At 63.9% G+C, this 19,201-nt stretch carries 21 protein-coding genes; 1 reads left to right on the top strand and 20 read right to left on the bottom strand.

What is annotated here, in order from left to right:
• Positions 1 to 9 precede the first annotated feature (9 nt).
• The 20 genes from CH266_RS19030 to hrcA form a co-directional block, all read right to left on the bottom strand.
• Positions 10 to 675 carry an urease accessory protein UreF gene (locus CH266_RS19030; RefSeq protein WP_094715936.1) on the bottom strand — a complete coding sequence of 222 codons (666 nt, stop codon included), beginning with the start codon at positions 673 to 675 and terminating at the stop codon, positions 10 to 12.
• A complete protein-coding gene (locus tag CH266_RS19025) occupies positions 672 to 1,139 on the bottom strand; it encodes an urease accessory protein UreE (RefSeq protein ID WP_255175960.1) in 468 nt (155 codons plus the stop codon). The genes CH266_RS19030 and CH266_RS19025 overlap by 4 nt, the downstream gene beginning before the upstream one ends.
• 1 nt (position 1,140) lies before the next feature.
• Positions 1,141 to 2,556 carry an amidase gene (locus CH266_RS19020; RefSeq protein ID WP_094715934.1) on the bottom strand — a complete coding sequence of 472 codons (1,416 nt, stop codon included), beginning with the start codon at positions 2,554 to 2,556 and terminating at the stop codon, positions 1,141 to 1,143.
• Between the two features lie 46 nt (positions 2,557 to 2,602).
• Positions 2,603 to 2,800 carry a hypothetical protein gene (locus tag CH266_RS19015; protein WP_094715933.1) on the bottom strand — a complete coding sequence of 66 codons (198 nt, stop codon included), beginning with the start codon at positions 2,798 to 2,800 and terminating at the stop codon, positions 2,603 to 2,605.
• Positions 2,797 to 4,248, bottom strand: a complete 1,452-nt coding sequence (locus CH266_RS19010; protein ID WP_094715932.1) for an amidase — start codon at positions 4,246 to 4,248, stop codon at positions 2,797 to 2,799. Before CH266_RS19010 ends, CH266_RS19015 begins: the two co-directional genes overlap by 4 nt.
• Positions 4,238 to 4,429: a hypothetical protein gene (locus CH266_RS19005; RefSeq protein WP_094715931.1), complete on the bottom strand. Its 192-nt coding sequence runs from the start codon at positions 4,427 to 4,429 to the stop codon at positions 4,238 to 4,240. Before CH266_RS19005 ends, CH266_RS19010 begins: the two co-directional genes overlap by 11 nt.
• Positions 4,426 to 5,157, bottom strand: coding sequence for an ATP-binding cassette domain-containing protein (locus CH266_RS19000; RefSeq protein ID WP_255175959.1), 732 nt, complete (start codon positions 5,155 to 5,157; stop codon positions 4,426 to 4,428). The genes CH266_RS19005 and CH266_RS19000 overlap by 4 nt, the downstream gene beginning before the upstream one ends.
• Before the next feature lie 100 nt (positions 5,158 to 5,257).
• A complete protein-coding gene (locus tag CH266_RS18995; RefSeq protein ID WP_094715929.1) occupies positions 5,258 to 6,148 on the bottom strand; it encodes an ABC transporter ATP-binding protein in 891 nt (296 codons plus the stop codon).
• On the bottom strand, positions 6,148 to 7,089 hold the full coding sequence (locus CH266_RS18990; protein ID WP_094715928.1) for an ABC transporter permease: 942 nt from the start codon (positions 7,087 to 7,089) through the stop codon (positions 6,148 to 6,150). The genes CH266_RS18995 and CH266_RS18990 overlap by 1 nt, the downstream gene beginning before the upstream one ends.
• Complete coding sequence (locus CH266_RS18985; RefSeq protein WP_094715927.1) at positions 7,086 to 8,045, bottom strand: ABC transporter permease; 960 nt, start codon at positions 8,043 to 8,045, stop codon at positions 7,086 to 7,088. The genes CH266_RS18990 and CH266_RS18985 overlap by 4 nt, the downstream gene beginning before the upstream one ends.
• Positions 8,042 to 9,673 carry an ABC transporter substrate-binding protein gene (locus CH266_RS18980; protein WP_255175958.1) on the bottom strand — a complete coding sequence of 544 codons (1,632 nt, stop codon included), beginning with the start codon at positions 9,671 to 9,673 and terminating at the stop codon, positions 8,042 to 8,044. The genes CH266_RS18985 and CH266_RS18980 overlap by 4 nt, the downstream gene beginning before the upstream one ends.
• Positions 9,674 to 10,012: 339 nt before the next feature.
• Positions 10,013 to 10,738 (bottom strand): response regulator transcription factor, encoded by a 726-nt coding sequence (locus CH266_RS18975; protein WP_094715926.1) that lies wholly within the window; start codon positions 10,736 to 10,738, stop codon positions 10,013 to 10,015.
• 124 nt (positions 10,739 to 10,862) lie between these two features.
• Positions 10,863 to 11,777 (bottom strand): GTPase Era, encoded by a 915-nt coding sequence (era, locus tag CH266_RS18970; protein ID WP_027497495.1) that lies wholly within the window; start codon positions 11,775 to 11,777, stop codon positions 10,863 to 10,865.
• Between the two features lie 16 nt (positions 11,778 to 11,793).
• The gene (locus tag CH266_RS18965; protein ID WP_027497496.1) at positions 11,794 to 13,116 is read right to left on the bottom strand and encodes a hemolysin family protein; all 1,323 of its coding nucleotides are present in this window, start codon (positions 13,114 to 13,116) and stop codon (positions 11,794 to 11,796) included.
• Positions 13,117 to 13,156: 40 nt separating this feature from the next.
• A complete protein-coding gene (ybeY, locus tag CH266_RS18960; protein WP_032368173.1) occupies positions 13,157 to 13,699 on the bottom strand; it encodes an rRNA maturation RNase YbeY in 543 nt (180 codons plus the stop codon).
• A 53-nt stretch (positions 13,700 to 13,752) separates the two neighbouring features.
• Positions 13,753 to 14,796 (bottom strand): PhoH family protein, encoded by a 1,044-nt coding sequence (locus tag CH266_RS18955; RefSeq protein WP_027497498.1) that lies wholly within the window; start codon positions 14,794 to 14,796, stop codon positions 13,753 to 13,755.
• A gap of 114 nt (positions 14,797 to 14,910) precedes the next feature.
• Positions 14,911 to 15,666 (bottom strand): alpha/beta hydrolase family protein, encoded by a 756-nt coding sequence (locus tag CH266_RS18950; RefSeq protein WP_032370241.1) that lies wholly within the window; start codon positions 15,664 to 15,666, stop codon positions 14,911 to 14,913.
• On the bottom strand, positions 15,663 to 16,436 hold the full coding sequence (locus CH266_RS18945; protein ID WP_032370240.1) for a 16S rRNA (uracil(1498)-N(3))-methyltransferase: 774 nt from the start codon (positions 16,434 to 16,436) through the stop codon (positions 15,663 to 15,665). The genes CH266_RS18950 and CH266_RS18945 overlap by 4 nt, the downstream gene beginning before the upstream one ends.
• 3 nt (positions 16,437 to 16,439) lie before the next feature.
• Positions 16,440 to 17,597 (bottom strand): molecular chaperone DnaJ, encoded by a 1,158-nt coding sequence (gene dnaJ, locus CH266_RS18940; protein ID WP_094715925.1) that lies wholly within the window; start codon positions 17,595 to 17,597, stop codon positions 16,440 to 16,442.
• A gap of 94 nt (positions 17,598 to 17,691) precedes the next feature.
• A complete protein-coding gene (hrcA, locus tag CH266_RS18935) occupies positions 17,692 to 18,735 on the bottom strand; it encodes a heat-inducible transcriptional repressor HrcA (protein ID WP_027497502.1) in 1,044 nt (347 codons plus the stop codon).
• 133 nt (positions 18,736 to 18,868) lie between these two features.
• On the opposite strand from hrcA, the gene CH266_RS18930 reads away from it, so the two are divergent.
• Complete coding sequence (locus tag CH266_RS18930; RefSeq protein ID WP_027497503.1) at positions 18,869 to 19,174, top strand: type II toxin-antitoxin system VapB family antitoxin; 306 nt, start codon at positions 18,869 to 18,871, stop codon at positions 19,172 to 19,174.
• The last annotated feature ends 27 nt before the right edge of the window (positions 19,175 to 19,201 follow it).

Genomic DNA, 19,201 nt, shown 5'->3' with positions numbered 1-19,201 from the left:
GTATCGACGTCAATTGGCGAACAGGCGCGCGCCATCGCTTCGCCGCTGAGCCGAGATATCTGCGAATGCGGTGAAGGAATGGAGGTTCGCCGCGTCAGCGGGAGGTCGGTCGGTCAGCAGATGGGCGATCGTCGGCTCCAGATCGGCCAGGATGCGCTGTGCACCGAGGTGCCCCACGATGCCCAGCCTCAGGCCCGCACCGGCGATCCCCGAGACGGCCTGCCAGGCACTGACCGTTTCCGCCGACCCCAGTGACAACCCAGCCGCGCGGAAGCACAGCGCCTGGGCCACCGGAAGATGACCTGGAACGGCCCCGGACAGAACGGACCGACGGTAGTCGGACACCTCTTCGTGACCGAGAGCGGCGAACGTCCCCAAGAGAGCTGCCCCCGCCCGGCGCGAGGCTTCACGCAGCACCGACATGGTGCTGTGCGCCTCGCATCGGCGGTCGGCGACCTCGGCGGCCCCGTGAGGCCATGCCGCCCTCAACACTCGGCGGTCGACGGTGTTCCAACGCCCGATCAGCTGCTCGCGAGCGAATTCCTTCATTCCGGACTCGTCGGTCACGAATCCGTCGCGACAGGAGCCTTCGAGTCCCGACGAGAAAGCGAATCCACCCGAGGGAAATGCACTGTCGCCCAGACGCAGCGTCGTCAACACTTCGGACACAGTCACTGTGACTGCACTTCCACCGATCCAACGGCGACGAGCTCGGCGATTCGGTTCAGGTAGTCGTCCACCTCACCTTCCATCGACACCTCGACGACGTCGTCGGTGATGGAGGATTTCCAATGCAGATGGCCCGCGAGAAAACCGAGCCGGAGTGCCGCCGACACCGAGGTCGCCCGCAACACCAGTACTCGGGGTTCGCCCGCGCGGACCACCACTGCACGCTCGGACTCGAGCAGCAGCACGGAGCCATCCTGTACCCGATGCTCGCGACCGAGCGCGATGCGATAGTCACGACCGGCATCGGAGTTCACGCGAAGCCGGGTCCGATCCATATCCTCTGCTGGGATGTGTACGTATTCGACGAACCCGTCATGCCGAAGCCGGTGAAGGTGCTCCGAGATAGACGGATCGGACTCGTGCCCGACGATCGACTCGACCACGGGCCCCTCGATGTCGGCGGACGTCACGTCACCGAACCGCGCTGCTCGCCGTGACGACGGGCGCGATACGCCCGACCACATCGGACGACTGCTCCAGCGCATAGCCCACCCTCAGTATCTCGGCCTCGCAGAACGGCTTTCCGATGATCTGAACGCCGATCGGCAAGCCACCGGCCGAGAACTCCGCGGGTACCTGCAGTGCGGGAAGGCCAGTAACGTTCGCCGGGGCGGACATTCGCGAGTACGCGCTGGTCGAACCCTCCACGGTTCCATCATCCCAGCGGAAGAAGGGATCGCTGCGTAGCGATGCGACACCGGGAACGGTCGGGGCCAGCAACACGTCGATAGTCGAGTACATATCCCTCCATGCCTCCTGGATTCGCGTACGCAGACGAACCGCATTGATGTAATCGGTCGCGAGAATTGCTTCGCCCGCTTCGACCAACGTTCGTACTTCGTCGGTGAACAGCCCCGGCGACTGCCGCGTCGAATCCATGTGGTAAGCACTGGCTTCCGCGGTCAGGATTGCCCACTCCACCGGCAGGACGTACTCCGCGAGCGGCACCTCGACCTCCACCAGGATCGCGCCGAGTCGTTCGAGCGCTGCTGCGGCGCGATGCGCAACCTCGGTCACTTCCGGCTGGACGTTGTGGGTGTAGAAGTTCGACGGTATGCCGATTCGAGTCCCAGCGACCCCGTCCGTGATGCCCGCGAGGAAATCGGGAACCGGCATGTCGACCGACGCCGGGTCGCGCCGGTCGTAGCCCGACATCGCGCCCAGCACGAGTGCCGCGTCGGAGACGTTGCGGGTCAACGGTCCTACGTGATCGAGAGACCACGACAGAGAAGCGACTCCAGCGCGGGATGCGCGTCCGAATGTGGGCTTGAGACCGACCGTCCCGCAGACACCGGCGGGGATTCTGATCGATCCGCCGGTGTCGCTACCCAGCGCGACGTGCACCACGCCGGCGCCGACTGCGGCTCCTGAACCACCGCTGGAGCCGCCGGGCGTGCGAGTGACGTCCCAGGGGTTTCCCGCAGTTGGAGTCGTTGCACCGTAGGCGAATTCGTGTGTCTGGGTTTTTCCGACCATAATCATTCCGGCGTCGTACAGCTTGGCCACCGAAGCACTGTCGGCCGTCGGCACGTTCGTGGCACGTTGTTGGGAGCTCGACGTCGTCAGAATTCCCGCGGTGTCGTACAGATCTTTCACACCGAGCGGGATTCCGTGCAACGGACCACGGTAGTGACCGCTCCCGATTTCCAGCTCGACCTCTGCTGCTCGCGTCAGAGCTTCCTCGCCCGTGACGGTGACGAATGCCGTGATCGCGGGCTCCACCTCGGCAAGACGGTCGAGAGAGGACTGAGTGACTTCGACGGGCGATACCTCCCGGGTGCGGATCTTCTCGGCTACCTCGGTGAGGGAGAGTTCGTACAACTGCATGTCGGTGATCCTTTCGTGCAACGAGTGAGTTCCGGTACGGCAGCGTTCAGGTCCAGGAGGCCTTGAACGCCGAAGCGGGGACGGTCTCTCCGATGCCCGTGACGCTTGCCTTTCGGATGAGTCCCAGCGTGGTGCGATAGACCTCGAATTTGTCCTCGAGGCGCTCCGGCTCGATGTCGAGTCCCGCGTACTCGAAAACTGCTGCCAGTTGTTCGCGGGTGGGATCGAAATGCTGTGCGCTCATGGTTCGACTCTTTCTCTCGAAGGTTCTCTCGAAGGGACGACAGGTACCGCTGCGGCACTGTCGGTCAGGGACTGGTACGAGTTGCCCACGGCCAGTGCGAGTGCTTCCTCGAACGGTGGCGTCATGATCTGCAGTCCGATCGGCAATCCTGCGGAATCGAACCCGGCCGGCACCGTCAGCGCCGGCATCCCGGTCACGTTCGCCGGAACCGTCAGAGCATTCAGGCCGTTGAGTATGTCGATATCTTTGCCTGCCAACGCCATTCGCGATGCGCCGAACGGTGGCGCGGTGGTGGCGATGGTCGGTGAGAGCAACGCGTCCACCGAACCGAACATCCGATGCATACCGTCGAGTACTACCGCCCGGGCTCGTTGCGCATCGACGTAGGCGACGCCGCTGTGGAGGTGACCCACCCGCAGCGCATCGATCACATCGGATCCGAACAGATCCGGACGTTCGTTCGCGCGCGCCTGGTGCACCGATGCGGCCTCCACGGAGGCGATGACACCGACGATGTCGGGACAGAGCTCGACGCCGTCGAAACTCACGGGAACGATGGTGGCACCCGCAGCTTCGAGTGCCCGGACAGCATTCTCGAACGCCGCTGCCACATCGGGATCGAGACGGTCGGTGAAGTAGCGTTCGCTGACCCCGAGACGCAGGCCCCCTACCCCTCTGTCGAGCTGTACGGTGAAGTCCGGAACTTCGACCGCAGCGCTGTACGGGTCGCCGGGGTCGTGTCCCGCCAACACATCGAGCATCGACGCGCAGTCGGCGACCGTCGTCGTCAAAGGGCCGGCATGGTCGAGCGTCCAGCTCAGTACCGTCACTCCACGCTTGCTGACCCGACCGTACGTGGCCTTCAGGCCGGTGACCCCGCACAATGCAGCCGGTATCCGGATGGACCCACCGGTATCGGTTCCCATCGCGGCTGGGACGAGCCGCGCTGCAACGGCAGCACCCGAACCGCCGCTCGACCCCCCAGGCACCCGGTCGAGTGCCCACGGGTTACGTGTCGGCGGCGTGTTGACCCCGTACGCGTACTCGTGCGTTGTGGTCTTGCCGAGCACGATGGCACCGGCAGCACGGAGACGGGCAACGGTCTCCGAATCTCGCTGTGCCGGAACATCTGACGAGGCAAGAGAGCCTGATCGTGTGGGGATCCCCTCGACGTCGTAGAGATCCTTGACGGCGACGGGCACCCCTCGCAACGGTCCTCCGAGCTCCCCGCGGCGAATGGCATCCCGTTGACGCTCGGCAACGGCGCGGGCCTGCGCCTCGTTCACCACGACGAAGGCCTCCAGGTCGTCGTCCACCTCGCCGATTCGGTCGAGGTAGGCATCGACCACACCGACCGGGTCCAGCACTTCTGACTCGACGCCACGGTGGATATCTGCGATCGACGCGGTGAGTGGGTCGAACTCGCGGCGGGCACCGTCAGCAGTCATCACAGCTCTTTTCGATGGTCAACTGCAGTGGAATCGGTGTGTCGACGGCCAATGCGGACTCCAGACGCCGCGCCGACTCGATCGCCGCCGCCGCCGCTTCGTCGGCCAGAGCTCCGCCGGCGATCGCTGCAGATACCGAACGTGATTCCAATGCTGCTGCTGCCCAGCCTTGTTCGATCATCGAGTCAGTCCGAGCGTCGGCTCGAGTACTGCATCGACGAGGGTGCGGGTGATATCGGTGCGTGGATCGGTCAGTAGCTCGTCCACGGGCCCGGATTCGACCAGCTTTCCGCGAGCCAGCACGCCTGCGCGATCGCACATGTGCTCCACCAGCGCCAAATTGTGGGTGATGAGAAGCAGCGTGAGTCCGCGTTCGGCTTGTAAGTCTTTGAGCAGGTTGAGTATTTGGGCCTGGACCGAAACGTCCAGAGCAGCGGTCGGCTCGTCGAGAACGATGAAGTCGGGATCGGTGATCAGAGCGCGCGCGATACCCAGACGTTGCCGCTGGCCGCCCGAAAATTCGTGAATGTAGCGGTCGTAGTGTGATGGTTCCATACCCACTCGATCGAACATCTCGAGCACCAAGGACCGAATATCTTTCTTGGACGCGAGCGCAAAGCGTTCGAGCGCATAGCCGACCTGGGATCCGACGCTACGTCGCGGGTTGAACGCGGAGCCCGAATCCTGGAATACGATCTGCATGTTCTTGCGGTAGCGACGCATGTCCAACGAGCTGAGCGCGGCGATGTCGTTGCCGTCGAACAGAACCGAACCGGACGTCGCTGCTTCGAGAGCGAGCACCATGCGACCGGTCGTCGTCTTGCCCGAGCCGGATTCTCCGATCAGTCCGAACGTTTCACCCCGCCCGATGTCGAAACTGACATCGTCGACCGCTACGAAATCCGCCATGGATCGACCATCGCCTCGAACCCGATAGACCTTACGCAGATCACGGACCGAGACCAGGGGTAGTTTGCCGGCCGATGAAATGGTCGCTGTCTTCGATCGGTCACGCTGAGACATTGCTTCTTGCCCCTTCGGAGATGGAATCATGTGAGAACTCGAACAACCGGCGGCTCGAGCGCGGGATGGCTCGTTCGGCTGCGGACAGGCGCAATTTGGGAACCGCGTTCATCAGCCCCTGGGTGTAGGGGTGCTGTGGCCGCTCGAGAATGTCTGCGCGCGTTCCGGTTTCGACGATTCGACCGTGCCGCATGACAGTGACCTCGGAACACACATGGGCGACGACGCCGAAGTCGTGGGTGACGATCAGTATCGCGGTGCCGAGCTCACGGTTGATGTCCAGGAGCAGGTCGAGGATCTGCTTCTGCACCGTGGCGTCGAGTGCGGTGGTCGGCTCGTCCGCCAGCAGCAGTTCGGGCCGACAGGCCAGCGCTATCGCAATGACGACTCGCTGCCGTTGTCCACCGCTGAGTTCGTGCGGATACGCCTTCATCCTTCTCACCGCATCCGGCAGTGCCACGAGCTCGAGTGCGTCCAGCGCCGTTCTACGCGCGGTCTTTGCATCGACGTTCTGGTGCAAACGAATGACCTCGACCAGTTGAGCACCGATCGTGAACGACGGGTCGAGTGCGCTGAGCGCATTCTGCGACACCAATCCGATGTGGCCCCCGCGAATCTTGCGCATGCCTCGCTGGTCCTTCTCCAGCAGGTTTTCGTCACGAAAAAGAATGCGCCCGCTGCTGATTCGGGCGCGCTCCGATCCGAGGAGTCCGAGGACACTGAGCGAGGTGACGCTCTTGCCTGATCCCGACTCGCCGACCAGCCCTCGGATCTCACCCGGTTCGACCGACAGGTCGACGTGCTCGACCGCGTGCACCACGCCACCGTCGGTATGGAAATCGACGCTCAGGTCTTCGATTCTCAACAATGCGGTCATCAGCTCGTCTGCTTTCTCGGATCGAGGGCGTCGCGAATTCCGTCGCCGACGAGGTTGAAGGACAGGGCAACGAGAAGGATGACGATGCCTGGGATGGTGGCGATGTGATAGATGCCTTCGAGGAGCACGCTGGAGCCGTCGGAGGTCATGATTCCCCAGTCCGCTGTGGGCGGCACGACGCCGACACCGAGGAAGCTCAGTCCGGCAGCGACGACGATCATCAAGCCGCACAACGTGGTTGCGTACACGGTGAGGTTGGCCACGACGTTGGGAGCAAGCTCTCGGAACATCAGATGGCCGATGTTCGCGCCGTAGGCCCGCGCCGCCTCGATGTATTCCTTGCCCGATTCCTGCACTGTCGCGGTGTAGGCCACCCGCGCCATGTACGGCACCAGGGTGATTCCGATGGACAGCATCACGTTGCCGAGTCCGGCACCGAGAACTGCAGACAGCGCAATAGCGAGCAGCACGAGGGGAAAGGCGAACAGGACGTCGAGAATGCGCATCAGCAATTCGCCTGCGCGGCTTCGCTTGTAGCCGGCGAACAGACCGATCATCAACGCGATCGGAAAGACCACGAGTACCGGAACCACTGCAACGACGAGGGAGTTGCGCCCACCGTAGAGCAGCCGGGAAAGAATGTCCCGCCCTTGGCCGTCGAGGCCCAGTGGGTGCCCGTTGGTGCCGATCCCGGCGAGTCTGTTCACCGGATCTCCCATGGTCGGGCTGTACGGGGTCAGCAACGGCGCACAGATCGACGCAAGTACTACCAGCAGCAGGAACACCGCTGACGCCACCGCAACCCTGTCGCGTCCGAATGCCCGCAGACCGAGGCGCAGAGCCGAAGCCTGAACTGCCGCCTCGGTGGTCGGCGGAGCTGTCGATCGCCTTCGAGACACTCGGCGACGCGACCGAGTATCGACACCGACCGATACGTTCATGCCGAAACCTTCTTCCGTGAGCGCGGATCGAGAAGCCCGACCGCCGTGTCGGCGACGAGATTGATGACGACGAATGCGAGCGCGATGAAGAGCACCCCGGCCTGCACAACCGGGATGTCTCGCTGTGTGATGGATGTATAGAGCTGTTGCCCCAGACCCGGCCACCCGAACACGACTTCGACGAAGACCACGCCGCCGAGCAAGTACCCCACCTGCAGACCGATGACGGTGACGATCGGCGGCAACGCATTGCGAAGTCCGTGTCGCCACAGCACCGACTGCTCCGACAGTCCCGACGCCCTGAGTGTGCGAATGTAGTCCTGCTGCAACACATCCACCATCACCGAACGTGACATGCGGGCGATCACCGCCAACGGCACCAGTGCCGCCGCGACCGCAGGCAGTACGAGGTGGATGAGCATGTCCCCCAGGCCTCCTGGGCTCCGACTGTTGTACATTCCCGAGGTCGGGAACACCCCGAGACGTATCGAGAAGAAGCCGATCAACACGAGCCCGAACCAGTAGACGGGCACACTCGCTCCGGCGAGCGAGGCGAACATCGCGATCCGGTCGAACACACTGTTCTGCTTGCGGGCCGCCGCAATTCCGAGCGGAACTCCGATGACGACACACAGCAGCAGAGCAGCGAACGTGAGAATGATCGTGTTCCACAGTCGAGGCAGCATGATCTCCGAGACCGGCTTGTTCACCGTCAAGGAGCGACCGAAATCACCCTGCAGCAGGCCGCCCATGTAGTCGAGGTACTGGATCGGCAGTGAGCGATCGAGACCCAGTTCGGTCCGCACTGCCGCAACCGATTCCGCGGTTGCACCGGATCCGAGAATGGTGAGCGCCGGGTCTCCCGGGACCAACTGCAGCAACATGAAGACGATCAGGCTGACTCCGAACAGAACCAGAATCGTGGACAGCAGGCGATGTGCCACCGTACGCATCATTGTTCGAGCCTCACTTCTTTCAGGTCGTACCATTCCTCGCTGGGCGAGACGAATCCGGATACGTACGGGGCCAACACGTAAGGAGCCTTGTCGTTGACCACAGGTGCCAGCGCGGCGTCTTCGGTGACGATGTCGTTCGCCTGACGCCAGTAGTCGTTCGCAACGTCTTCGTCCGTCGCTCGGATCGCCTGATCCATCACGGAGTCGAGGTCGGGATTGGAGTAGTACCCCACGTTGACTCCATTGGGAGACTGCAACTTCGAGGACGTGACGATGTAGAGCCAGTACGGGGTGGTCATACCCCACGACATCTGGGCCATACCGACACCGGGCTTCATACCCTGCGCCCACGTGCCGAGATACGAGATCCATTCCTGCGTCTGGATCTGCATGTCGATTCCGATCTCGGCCAGATTCTGCTGCAGATATTCCGCCATCTGCGTCGGAATGATCTGACCCGAACCGTCCACGGAGGTGATCAGGGTCGTCGTGAAGCCGCCCTGCAGCCCGACCGAGGCCAGCAACTCCTTCGCCTTGGCGATGTCCCGCGTGTAGGCATCGGTCCGCTCGACGTAAGCGCCGTTCGCCGGCGCTTGAACACCGTAGGCGGGGTTGACACTTCCGCGAAGCAGGTCATCAGCCATCCCGTCCCGATCGATGGCCAGATTGATCGCTTGCCGCACTTCTTTGATCGCCATGTTCGGGTCCTGCATGTTGAACGAGAGGTACCACACGTGCGGCGGTGTCCCCTCGGACAGCTGATAGCCCTCACTCACCAAGTTGTCGATACTGTCCGGGCTCGGTACCGCGATCATGTCGACATCACCACTGCGCAATGCAGCTACCCGCGCCGACGCGTCGGGAAGAGGCCGGAACACCACGCCCGAGATCGAGGGCTTCGTGCCCCAATAATTGTCGTTGCGCAGCAAGCTGATCCGCTCACCGCGAATTCTCTCGTCGAAGACGAACGGCCCTGTACCGACAGGATGGTCGCCGACGTCGTCACCGTAGGTTTCGATCGAGGCAGGGCTCATGATCGCTGTCGAGCCGTTACCGCCCTGGGCGAGCATGCGGAGGAAGGGCGAGAACGGTTGAGACTCGGTCACGACGAGCGTGTACTGGTCGACGGCCTGGACATCGGTTGTGTTCTGCCAGATGAAGTTCGTCTGACCCGCAGCCTTGGCCGAATATTGCGGAGCCGTCTTGTCCCACATGCGCCGGAAGTTGTATTCGACTGCCTCTGCATCGAGCGCCGTTCCGTCATGGAACGTGACGCCCTGGCGAATGTGGAACGTGTAGGTGAGTCCGTCCTGCGATACGTCCCAGGATTCGGCCAAGCCGGGCTCGAGGGCGGGTACAGCCGCCTCCGACGACGGCGTTCGCAGATCTTCGGTCACCAGCGGCTCGAAAATCTGTTGGTTGATACGCCAGCTGACCCACCCGCCCGCTACTTGAGGGTCGAGAACGTCGGCCTCGGATTCGATTGCCACCACGAACGTATTGCCGGTCTCGACGTCGGCGGCACTGCCGGCACTGCAGGCCGAGAGTGCGCTCAGGGCGAGCACCACGACAGCGGTGGCGGCGACGATCGATCTCGGACGTCGCCGAGTCGACCTGCGCGGCATCATGCGGTGGCCGTTCTGACAGCCAGTTTCATGGGAGATGTTCCTTCGATCTGAGGATTGACCGGTCCGGAGGGGACGCGTTGTCGGGCCCTGGGAACGGAGCGCGAGTCGAGGATTCCGCGTAGTGCGACATCGAACTGTGCGGATGATCAACGGTAAACAGCCACGTGCGGAGTTCATATACGTCGAAATACGTATACTTCATGCGCTGCGTCACGGAAATTCTCGTTGCTGCACAACATGTTTCGATGTTGTTACGCGGCGGAGTCGATCGGCTACACGAAAAACGGCGTCGGTGTCACCGACGCCGTCATGGCGATGCGAGTTGCATAGTGTTGCGGATCAGCGCAGACCGGCACCCTGCGAGTCGACGGACCGATCGTCGGAACCCAGACCTAGTTCCGTGGCGTACACCGCAGCGAGGACACGATTGGGTACACCCAGTTTGCGCAGGATCTTCTCGATGTGGGTGGTGACCGTACGCGGCGACAGAAAGAGTTGCTCGCCGATCTCGGAGTTGGACATCCCTCGCCGGACGCAGTCGAGGATCTGCAACTCTCGATGTGTGAGTCGAAAGCGCGCTGCGGAACGACGGTCGAGCGCATACCCGGTGAATGCCGGCCGCATCCGTTCGAGCAGTTCCTTGCCGGTGCCGGGGAAGTCCTTCTTCTCCACGTTCCCGTGGCACATACCGATGATCTCTCCGACGCTGTCGTGCAGCAACATCAGCACACCGTTGTTGAAGCCCTCGGGCCGCAGGACCTGGCTACCGCTGTAGGAGGTGGCGAACCCAGGCACCTCGGTCCAATCGAAAATGAACTCGTGGTTCGAGAACTGCTTCTCGAATTCGGGTCTCGCATCGATGCTGTCGGTCAGGAAATCTGCAACCGCGTCGCCGTATCCGCGCTGGCCGACGGTGACGAACCTGCCGGCGACGTCATCCTTGTAGGCAAACAGGAAACCGTCGCATTTGCCCTCGAATCTCAGGAAGTCGATCGCGCCGCCAATTCGGCGCTTCGCCACCGGAGACGACAGATCCGCCGCCATGGACGCAATATCGAAAGACATGGATCACGTCCTTTTGCTGAGGTTCACCGACCCATGCCAGGTCGAGGATGAACTTCAGTAAACAGGCCGACGCTTTCGTTCATGTTAAACCGAGGTTGCAACCGCACTTCCGAACGCGAGAGCGTCAGAAACCGAGCTTGCCCATCTGCTTGGGGTCGGTCTGCCAGTCCTTGGCGATCTTGACGTGCAGATCCAGGTAGATGCGGGTACCGAGCAATTTCTCGATCTGCAGTCGCGACGCGGTGCCGACCTCTTTGAGTCGCGAGCCGCCCTTGCCGATGATGATGGCCTTCTGGCTGGACCGTTCGACGTACAGGATCGCGTGCACATCGAGCATGTTGTCGTGGCCCTCGCGCGGCACTACCTCCTCGATGACCACTGCCAGCGAGTGCGGGAGCTCGTCGCGGACACCTTCGAGCGCTGCCTCGCGGATCAGCTCGGCCATGAGGATTTCCTCCGGCTCGTCCGTCAGTTCCCCGTCGGGATAGAAGGCGGGACCCGGCGGCAATTCGGAGGCCAGGAGGTCGACGAGCTTCTCGATCTGCTCACCGGATTCGGCCGATACCGGGATCACGTGCGAATTCTCGCCCAGCAACTTCGACAACGACATCAACTGCTGTACGACGCGTTCCTTCTTGACCTTGTCGATCTTGGTCACGATGCCGATCAGGGTGGTCTTCGGCGCGATGTGCCGCACTTGTTCGAGGATCCACCGGTCGCCCGGTCCGATCTTCTCGTCGGCGGGGATGCACAGTCCGATGACGTCGACCTCGGAGTAGGTGTCCTGCACCAGGTCGTTGAGGCGTTGTCCCAGAAGCGTTCTCGGTCGGTGGAGCCCCGGGGTGTCGACGAGGATCAGTTGCGCGTGGTCGCGGTGCACGATGCCGCGGATCGTGTGGCGCGTGGTTTGGGGTCGCGAGGACGTGATGGCGATCTTCGACCCCACCAGTGCATTGGTCAGGGTGGACTTGCCGGTGTTGGGCCGGCCTACGAAACAGACGAATCCGGATCGGAACTCTTCGGTGTGTTGCTCGGACATCGAGCACCTCCAGATTTCAGTGTTGGTGAGTGACGTCCGACGAGTCGTCGTCCTCGGTGGATTCTTCGTCGGGTTCGAGCTTTTCGACCAGCACGGTGGTGATGCGGACGCGGCCCTTCGGGTCGGCTCCGCCCTCGCCGCGCAGCAACAGCCCGTGAGTGGTTACTTCGGAACCGGGCAGCGGCACGCGGCCGAGCTCGTAGCCGAGGAGTCCGCCGACGGTATCGACCTCCTCGGATTCGATGTCGATACCGAAGATTTCACCCAGATCCTCGAGCGGTACCCGCGAGGACACCCGGAACCGTCCGTCTTCGAGTTGCTCGATGGGTGCTACCTCGTCCGAGTCGTATTCGTCGGCGATCTCCCCGACGATCTCCTCGATGACGTCCTCGATGGTCACCAGGCCCGCGATGCCGCCGTACTCGTCGACCAACAACGCCATATGGTTTCGGTCTCGCTGCATCTCGGCGAGAAGACTGTCGAGCGGCTTGGAGTCCGGCACGAACACCGCCGGACGCATCAGTTCGGAGACCTGTACGCCTCGCCCACCGTCGGTGGAGTAATACGTCTGCTGCACAAGGTCTTTGAGGTACACCACGCCGACGATATCGTCCACGTTCTCGCCGATCACCGGGATGCGAGAGTGCCCACTGCGCACGGCCAGCGACGTCGCCTGCCCCGCCGACTTGTCGGATTCGATCCACACCATCTCGGGCCGCGGCACCATGACCTCGCGGGCCGAGGTATCGCCCAGCTCGAACACCGATTGAATCATTCGGCGTTCGTCGTCGGCCACGACTCCGCGCTCGCGAGCCATGTCGACGAGCTCACGTAGCTCGATCTCGGATGCGAACGGGCCGTTGCGAAATCCCTTGCCCGGGGTGATCGCGTTACCGATGAGGATGAGCAGCCTGCTGATCGGCCCGAGGAGCCAGCCGAGGGCGCGCAACGGCAACGCTGCGGCGAGCGCGATCGAGTACGCGTTCTGCCTACCCAGCGTTCTCGGACCGACGCCGATCACGACGTAACTGACCAAAACCATTGCCACAGCGGTGATCACGAGCGCGGTGGTCGAGTCGATCAATTGGGTCAGGCCGCCTGCGAGCAGCACCGTGCCGCCGATTTCGCACAGAATACGAAGCAGCACCATGAGATTGACGTACCGCGGGCGGTCGGCAACCACGACGACGAGGCCGGTGGCACCCGGTCGCTCGTCCTTGACCATGTCTTCGATTCGCGCCCGCGAGACGGTGTTCAGGGCCGAATCGACTGCGGCGAACAAGCCGCCGAGAGGAACCAGCAGAACGGCGAAGACGATGAGTGCGGCAGCACTGCTCACGCGCTAGGACCCCGCACTCCCGCTGGTCCGAAAACGCACATCATCGGTCGAGACCGTCGACGAAGCCGGCCTTGCCGAGCAACCGAGCGTCTCGAACGGCCTGTTCGGCTGCCTGCTCCGCCCGCCTGGCGTCCTCGTACCATTCGGCCAGCAGACGGTTCTGCAGCTCGAACATTTCCTTCTCTTCGTCCGGCTCGGCGTGGTCGTAGCCGAGCAGGTGCAGCACGCCGTGCACGGTGAGCAGCGCGAGCTCGTGTTCGAGCGAATGTCCTGCTGCCGCGGCCTGATCCGCCGCGAAGGACGGGCACAGCACGATGTCTCCGAGCATCGCCGGTCCGGGCTCGGGAGCATCGGGGCGACCGCCCGGTTCGAGCTCGTCCATCGGAAACGACATCACGTCGGTGGGTCCGGGCAGATCCATCCAGCGCATGTGCAGATCTGCCATGGTTGCCGAATCCACCAGCACCATGGACAGTTCCGCAGCGGGGTGCACGTCCATGCCGGCGATCGCGAACCGTGCGACCGAGACCAGTTCGGGCTCGGAGATGTCCATCCCCGACTCGTTGGACACTTCGATACTCATCTAGCCACTACCCACGCTCTCGTTGCCTGCATTACCGTTTCCGTACGCCTGAATCATCTTCTCGCCGAACGCGGCCCACCGGCACGGCGTTGCGCGCGGTTCGCGATGACGCCCTCCGATGCGGACTCGAAGCGCTCGTAGGCGTCGACGATTTCCGAGACGAGCCGGTGACGCACCACGTCACTACTGGTCAGTTGCGCGAAGTGGATGTCGTCCACATCGGTGAGAATCTCCGACGCCGCACGAAGGCCCGACCGAGCACCGCCGGGTAGGTCGACCTGCGTCACGTCTCCGGTGACGACGATCTTCGATCCGAATCCGAGACGCGTGAGGAACATCTTCATCTGTTCGGCCGTGGTGTTCTGCGCCTCGTCGAGAATGATGAACGCGTCGTTGAGCGTACGGCCACGCATGTAGGCGAGCGGCGCGACCTCGATGACGCCGGCCTGCATCAGCTTGGGGATGGCCTCGTCGTCCATCATGTCGTGCAAGGCGTCGTGCAGTGGACGCAGATACGGGTCGATCTTCTCGTGCAAGGTTCCGGGCAGAAAGCCCAGGCGCTCACCTGCCTCCACCGCAGGCCGCGTCAGGATGATGCGGCTGACCTGCTTGGTCTGCAATGCCTGCACTGCCTTGGCCATGGCCAGGTAGGTCTTGCCCGTTCCGGCAGGACCGATTCCGAACACGATCGTGTTGGCATCGATCGCGTCGACGTAGCGCTTCTGGTTCAACGTCTTGGGCCGAATGGTCTTGCCTCGACGCGACAGAATGTCCAGGCTCAGCACCTCGGCGGGAGAATCCGACACCCCCTCGGTGAGCATGGCGATCGACCGGCGTACTGCGTCGGGAGTCAGTGGCTGAGCACGTTTGGCCAATGCCGCCAATTCGGTGATCACCCGCTCGGCCAACGCCACATCGGGCACCTTCCCGGTGAGCGTCACGGCGTTTCCTCGTACGTGGATATCGGCCGTCAGCATCTGCTCGAGCGCCCTGAGGTTCTCGTCGGACTGTCCCAGCAGCGGCATCACTGCTTCGGGGGCGAGCTCCAAGGTGGACCGAACGTCGCGCTCGGCGGGAAATTCGCTGTGTTCACTCACGTGGTGGCTATGGCCTGCTCTCTTGTTTCGACCGGTGACGCTGATGTTTTCGAACGCGTCCGTCAGGTCGCGCTCGGACCAAGTTTAACGCCGCAGGATCGATGCGCATTCCTATTACCCACGGCGCTCGCCCAGGACGGCCTCGAGCGAGAGCGCCCAGCACCGCGAATCCGGGTTCAGGAAGGCGAAGTGGTCCTCGCCCGGCACGATCGCCGGCTCCGCGTCGTCGCCCGCGGCTCGTGCGGCCTCGACGTACCTCGAGCTCTGCGAAGCCGGGACCTGAAGGTCATCGGATCCGTGCAGACAGATCGTCGGGATTCCGATGGGTAGTCGGGCCAGAGGTGAGGCCGACCGGTACAGCTCGGGCTCGTCTTCGTAGCGGGCCTGCAGCAGGGCCTCGACCGCCGGATTGGTACGTCCCGACGCCCCGCGCGGCTCCAGATCGAGGACACCCGCCTGCGAGACGATGCGCGACGGCCGGACCGTCGTGTCGGTTTCGCCGCCGAGCCACACTGCGAGGTGGCCGCCCGCCGAGTGCCCGATGACGCGGACATCGTCGACACCGACCGGGGCGTGGTGCTGTACCACCCCGGCCACGGCGTCGAGTGCGGCGCGCACGTCGGCCTGCATCTCCGGCCAGTGCCCGCCCGCACCGACGCGTCGGTACTCGATGTTCCAGGCCACCGCACCGGCTCCGGCGACAGCTCGGGCGAACTGGGTGCCCAGATTCGACGCGTACTGCCCACTCCAGAATCCACCGTGCACGATCACGACCACCGGTGTCGCGGGCGTGATCGGCGCGGACGGCAGATAGAGGTGACCGAACTGTTCCGGATGCGCGCCGTACGCGATCTTGATGCGAACGCTCATGCGTTCGGGAAATCGGGCGGAAGTTGCGCCCACCGCGTCGTCAGAACGCCGAGAGCTCCCAACGCAACAGCTCCGGCCGTCGAGGTTCGCAGCACCGTCGGCCCCAGCACCACCGGGGTCGCGCCTGCCTCGGTCAGAGCCGCGATCTCTCTGTCGTCGAGGCCACCCTCGGGTCCGACGACGATCGCGACCTCGGGCACCGAATCGAACGGCAGGTCGCGGAATGCCGAGGTGGCCGCTTCGTGCAGGACGGCGACGATGCCGCCGCCCGCCACGATCCGGTGCACGAGGGCGTACACCGAGCGTGAATCGTGCAACTCGGAGACCTCGGGGATGTATGCGCGACGCGATTGCTTGGCCGCCTCGGCGGCGGTGCTGCGCCAGCGCGCGACCCCCTTGGTCGCCTTGGGCCCTTCCCAGCGAGCGACGCATCGCGCCGACTGCCATGGCACCACGGCGTCGATCCCGGCCTCGGTGGCCAGCTCGATCGCCAGTTCGGAGCGGTCCGCCTTCGGCAGTGCCTGAACCAGCGTCACCGTGGGAGTGGCTCGCGGCATGTCCGTGCGCGACTGCACCGTCAGTTCGAGTCGGTTCTTCTCGGCACCGACGACGACCGTGTCGGCCAGACCGCCGGCACCGTCACTGAGCAGCAGCCGCTCGCCGACTCGGATCCGCCGCACGGTCGCGGCGTGATGACCTTCTTTGCCGTCGAGCACGGCGAGCTCTCCCACGGCCGGCAGCGGCGTGAGGTAAAAGACCGTGGGGGCCATGAATCAGCGCCCGCTGAAGGCTTCCCGCAACCGCGAGAACAGGCCACCGCTGTGTGCCGAACCGGTGGTGACGACCTCCGCCGAATCGCGGTCGCGCATGGTCTTGAGCTGTTCGAGCAGGTGGGTCTGCTTGCTGTCCAGCTTGGTCGGCACGATGACCTCGAGGTGGGCGTGCAGGTCACCGCGGATACCGGAACGGAGCTTGGGCATCCCGTGCCCGCGCAGCACTGTCGTCGAGTTCGGTTGTGTCCCTTGCTCGATCGAGATCTCGGTCGGGCCGTCGATGATGGCGTCGACCGTCACCGACGTACCGAGTGCCGCGTCGACCATCGGGACGCGAACGGTGCAGTGCAGATCGTCGCCGTCACGGACGAACACCTCGTGCTGCTGCTCCACGATTTCCACGTAGAGATCGCCTGCGGGGCCGCCACCCGGCCCGACCTCGCCCTGCGAGGCCAACCTGATGCGCATGCCGTTGCTGACGCCGACCGGGACCTTCACCGAGATGTCCCGACGCGAACGCACCCGGCCGTCGCCGCCGCACTTGCGGCAGGGGTCCGGGATGGTCTCGCCTGCACCGCGGCAGGTGGGGCACGGACGGCTGGTCATGACCTGGCCGAGGAACGAGCGCTGCACCGACTGCACTTCGCCGGCACCGCCACAGGTCTCGCACCGAACGGGCTTGGAATCGCCGTTGGTGCCCGAGCCGGTGCACAGGTCGCACAGGATCGCCGTGTCGACGGTGATGTGCTTGGTGACGCCGGTGGCGCATTCGTCGAGGGTGAGTTTGGTTCGCAGCAGCGAATCGGCTCCGGGTTGTACGCGTCCCTTGGGTCCGCGCTGTCCACCGCCTGCGCCACCGCCGAAGAACGCTTCGAAGACGTCGCCGAGGCCGCCGCCGAATCCGGCACCGCCGAATCCGCCGCCACCACCGCCGCCGCCTTGCTGCAGAGGATCGCCGCCGAGGTCGACGATCCGACGCTTCTCCGGATCGGAGAGCACCTCGTATGCGGTGGAAATGTCCTTGAACCGGGCCTGTGCGGCCTCGTCCGGGTTCACGTCCGGGTGCAACTCTCGCGCCAATTTGCGGTAAGCGCGTTTGATCTCCTGGTCCGTCGCCTGCTGGCCGACGCCCAAAGTCTTGTAATAATCCCGTGCCACGTCGTCTCTTTCGTCCTAGAAGATGAATCTCGTTCGTTGATGCTGTGTCGCGGCCGCTGTGCCCCCGCGGCCGACGATGGGTCGTCGGCTCGTGTCAGCGCTCGGCCAGGACCTCGCCGATGTACCTGGCAACCGCCGCGACCGACGCGATTGTTCCTGGATAGTCCATTCGGGTGGGGCCGAGAACGCCCATCCCTCCCAGGACCATGCCAGCAGAGCCGTATCCGGTGGAAATCACCGATGTTCCGCGCATCTCCTCGACCTGCGTCTCCTCGCCGATACGCACGGTGACGGTGCGGGTGTCCTGCGTCACGGCGAGCAGCTTGAGTACCACCACTTGCTCTTCCAGCGCTTCGAGTACCGCTCGGAGCGATCCCGGAAACCCTGCGTCGCCCGCGAAGTCCGCCGCGTTGCGCGTCAGGTTGGCCGTTCCGCCGAGAACCAGCCGCTCCTCGGGATGTTCGACGAGCGATTCCACCAGCACCGTGGCCGAACGAATCATCGCGTCACGCAGGGCGGGAGGTGCATTTTCGGCCAGCTCGGCCACGGCGGCGGACGCCGCCGCCAGCCGCTTGCCTTCCAGTGCGCCGCCGAGCAACCGCCGCAGCTGAGCCAAGTTCTCGTCGTCGATGACGTCACCGAGTTCGACGATGCGCTGATCGACCCGGCCGGAGTCGGTGATGAGCACCAACAGCAGCCGAGCCGGTGTGAGAGCGACGACCTCCAGATGTCGAACCGAGGACGCCGACAGCGTCGGGTACTGAACCACGGCTACCTGCCGGGTCAGCTGAGCGAGCAGTCGAACCCCACGGCGCAGCACATCGTCCAGGTCGACGCCGTTCTCGAGAAACTCCAGGATGGCGCGACGCTCGGCCGCTGACAACGGTTTGACGTCGGCGATCCGGTCCACGAACTGGCGGTAGCCCTTGTCGGTCGGCACCCGCCCGGAGCTGGTGTGCGGTTGGGCGATGTAGCCCTCGGCCTCGAGGACCGCCATGTCGTTGCGCACGGTCGCACTCGACACACCCAAGTTGTGACGCTCGACAAGAGCACGCGATCCGACGGGCTCCTGGGTGGACACGTAGTCCGCCACGATCGCTCGCAGAACCTCGAACCGCCTGTCGTCGGTGCTCGACATCGGTGCCCACCTCCGTTCTCGTTGCCAATCGTCGCTCGAGTCTAGTAGCCGAGGAACGCATGCTCGTGCAAGGCCTTACTGTGGTCCGAGTGGAAACTGTCTTTCGATTCGGTCCAGCGGTTCGAGGCTCGCGATGATCTTCAAGGGTGTACGAGACGGTAAGCCCTACCCGGAGCACGGCCTGTCCATCAGGGACTGGTCGAGAATTCCTCCACGCCAACTGCGTTTGGACGAGATCGTCACCACCACCAAGGTGCTCGAACTCGACCGGTTGTTGTCCGAGGACTCCACCTTCTACGGCGACCTGTTCCCCCATGCTGTGCAGTTCCGAGGCGTCATCTACCTCGAGGACGGCCTGCACCGCGCTGTCCGGGCGGCGCTGCGCAGTCGAACGGTGTTGCACGCCAGAGTGTTCGACTACGACGCCCTGGGAGCCTGAGGGTTCGAGGGCCCGAGAACACTGCAG

Origin of the sequence: Rhodococcus sp. 06-1474-1B (assembly GCF_002258885.1) — a bacterium.
Taxonomy (GTDB): domain Bacteria; phylum Actinomycetota; class Actinomycetes; order Mycobacteriales; family Mycobacteriaceae; genus Rhodococcoides; species Rhodococcoides fascians.
Note: the sequence above shows the minus strand (reverse complement) of the source record. Positions and strands in the feature narration are given on the sequence as shown.

Bases quoted from the DNA above. Each gene is read 5' to 3' on its own strand.
- CH266_RS19020 (WP_094715934.1), bottom strand. From the start codon at position 2,556: ATGCAGTTGTACGAACTCTCCCTCACCGAGGTAGCCGAGAAGATCCGC.
- CH266_RS19015 (WP_094715933.1), bottom strand. From the start codon at position 2,800: ATGAGCGCACAGCATTTCGATCCCACCCGCGAACAACTGGCAGCAGTT.
- CH266_RS19010 (WP_094715932.1), bottom strand. From the start codon at position 4,248: ATGACTGCTGACGGTGCCCGCCGCGAGTTCGACCCACTCACCGCGTCG.
- CH266_RS19005 (WP_094715931.1), bottom strand. From the start codon at position 4,429: ATGATCGAACAAGGCTGGGCAGCAGCAGCATTGGAATCACGTTCGGTA.
- CH266_RS19000 (WP_255175959.1), bottom strand. From the start codon at position 5,157: ATGGCGGATTTCGTAGCGGTCGACGATGTCAGTTTCGACATCGGGCGG.
- CH266_RS18995 (WP_094715929.1), bottom strand. From the start codon at position 6,148: ATGACCGCATTGTTGAGAATCGAAGACCTGAGCGTCGATTTCCATACC.
- CH266_RS18990 (WP_094715928.1), bottom strand. From the start codon at position 7,089: ATGAACGTATCGGTCGGTGTCGATACTCGGTCGCGTCGCCGAGTGTCT.
- CH266_RS18985 (WP_094715927.1), bottom strand. From the start codon at position 8,045: ATGATGCGTACGGTGGCACATCGCCTGCTGTCCACGATTCTGGTTCTG.
- CH266_RS18980 (WP_255175958.1), bottom strand. From the start codon at position 9,673: ATGATGCCGCGCAGGTCGACTCGGCGACGTCCGAGATCGATCGTCGCC.
- CH266_RS18975 (WP_094715926.1), bottom strand. From the start codon at position 10,738: ATGTCTTTCGATATTGCGTCCATGGCGGCGGATCTGTCGTCTCCGGTG.
- era (WP_027497495.1), bottom strand. From the start codon at position 11,777: ATGTCCGAGCAACACACCGAAGAGTTCCGATCCGGATTCGTCTGTTTC.
- ybeY (WP_032368173.1), bottom strand. From the start codon at position 13,699: ATGAGTATCGAAGTGTCCAACGAGTCGGGGATGGACATCTCCGAGCCC.
- CH266_RS18950 (WP_032370241.1), bottom strand. From the start codon at position 15,666: ATGAGCGTTCGCATCAAGATCGCGTACGGCGCGCATCCGGAACAGTTC.
- CH266_RS18945 (WP_032370240.1), bottom strand. From the start codon at position 16,436: ATGGCCCCCACGGTCTTTTACCTCACGCCGCTGCCGGCCGTGGGAGAG.
- hrcA (WP_027497502.1), bottom strand. From the start codon at position 18,735: ATGTCGAGCACCGACGACAGGCGGTTCGAGGTTCTGCGAGCGATCGTG.
- CH266_RS18930 (WP_027497503.1), top strand. From the start codon at position 18,869: ATGATCTTCAAGGGTGTACGAGACGGTAAGCCCTACCCGGAGCACGGC.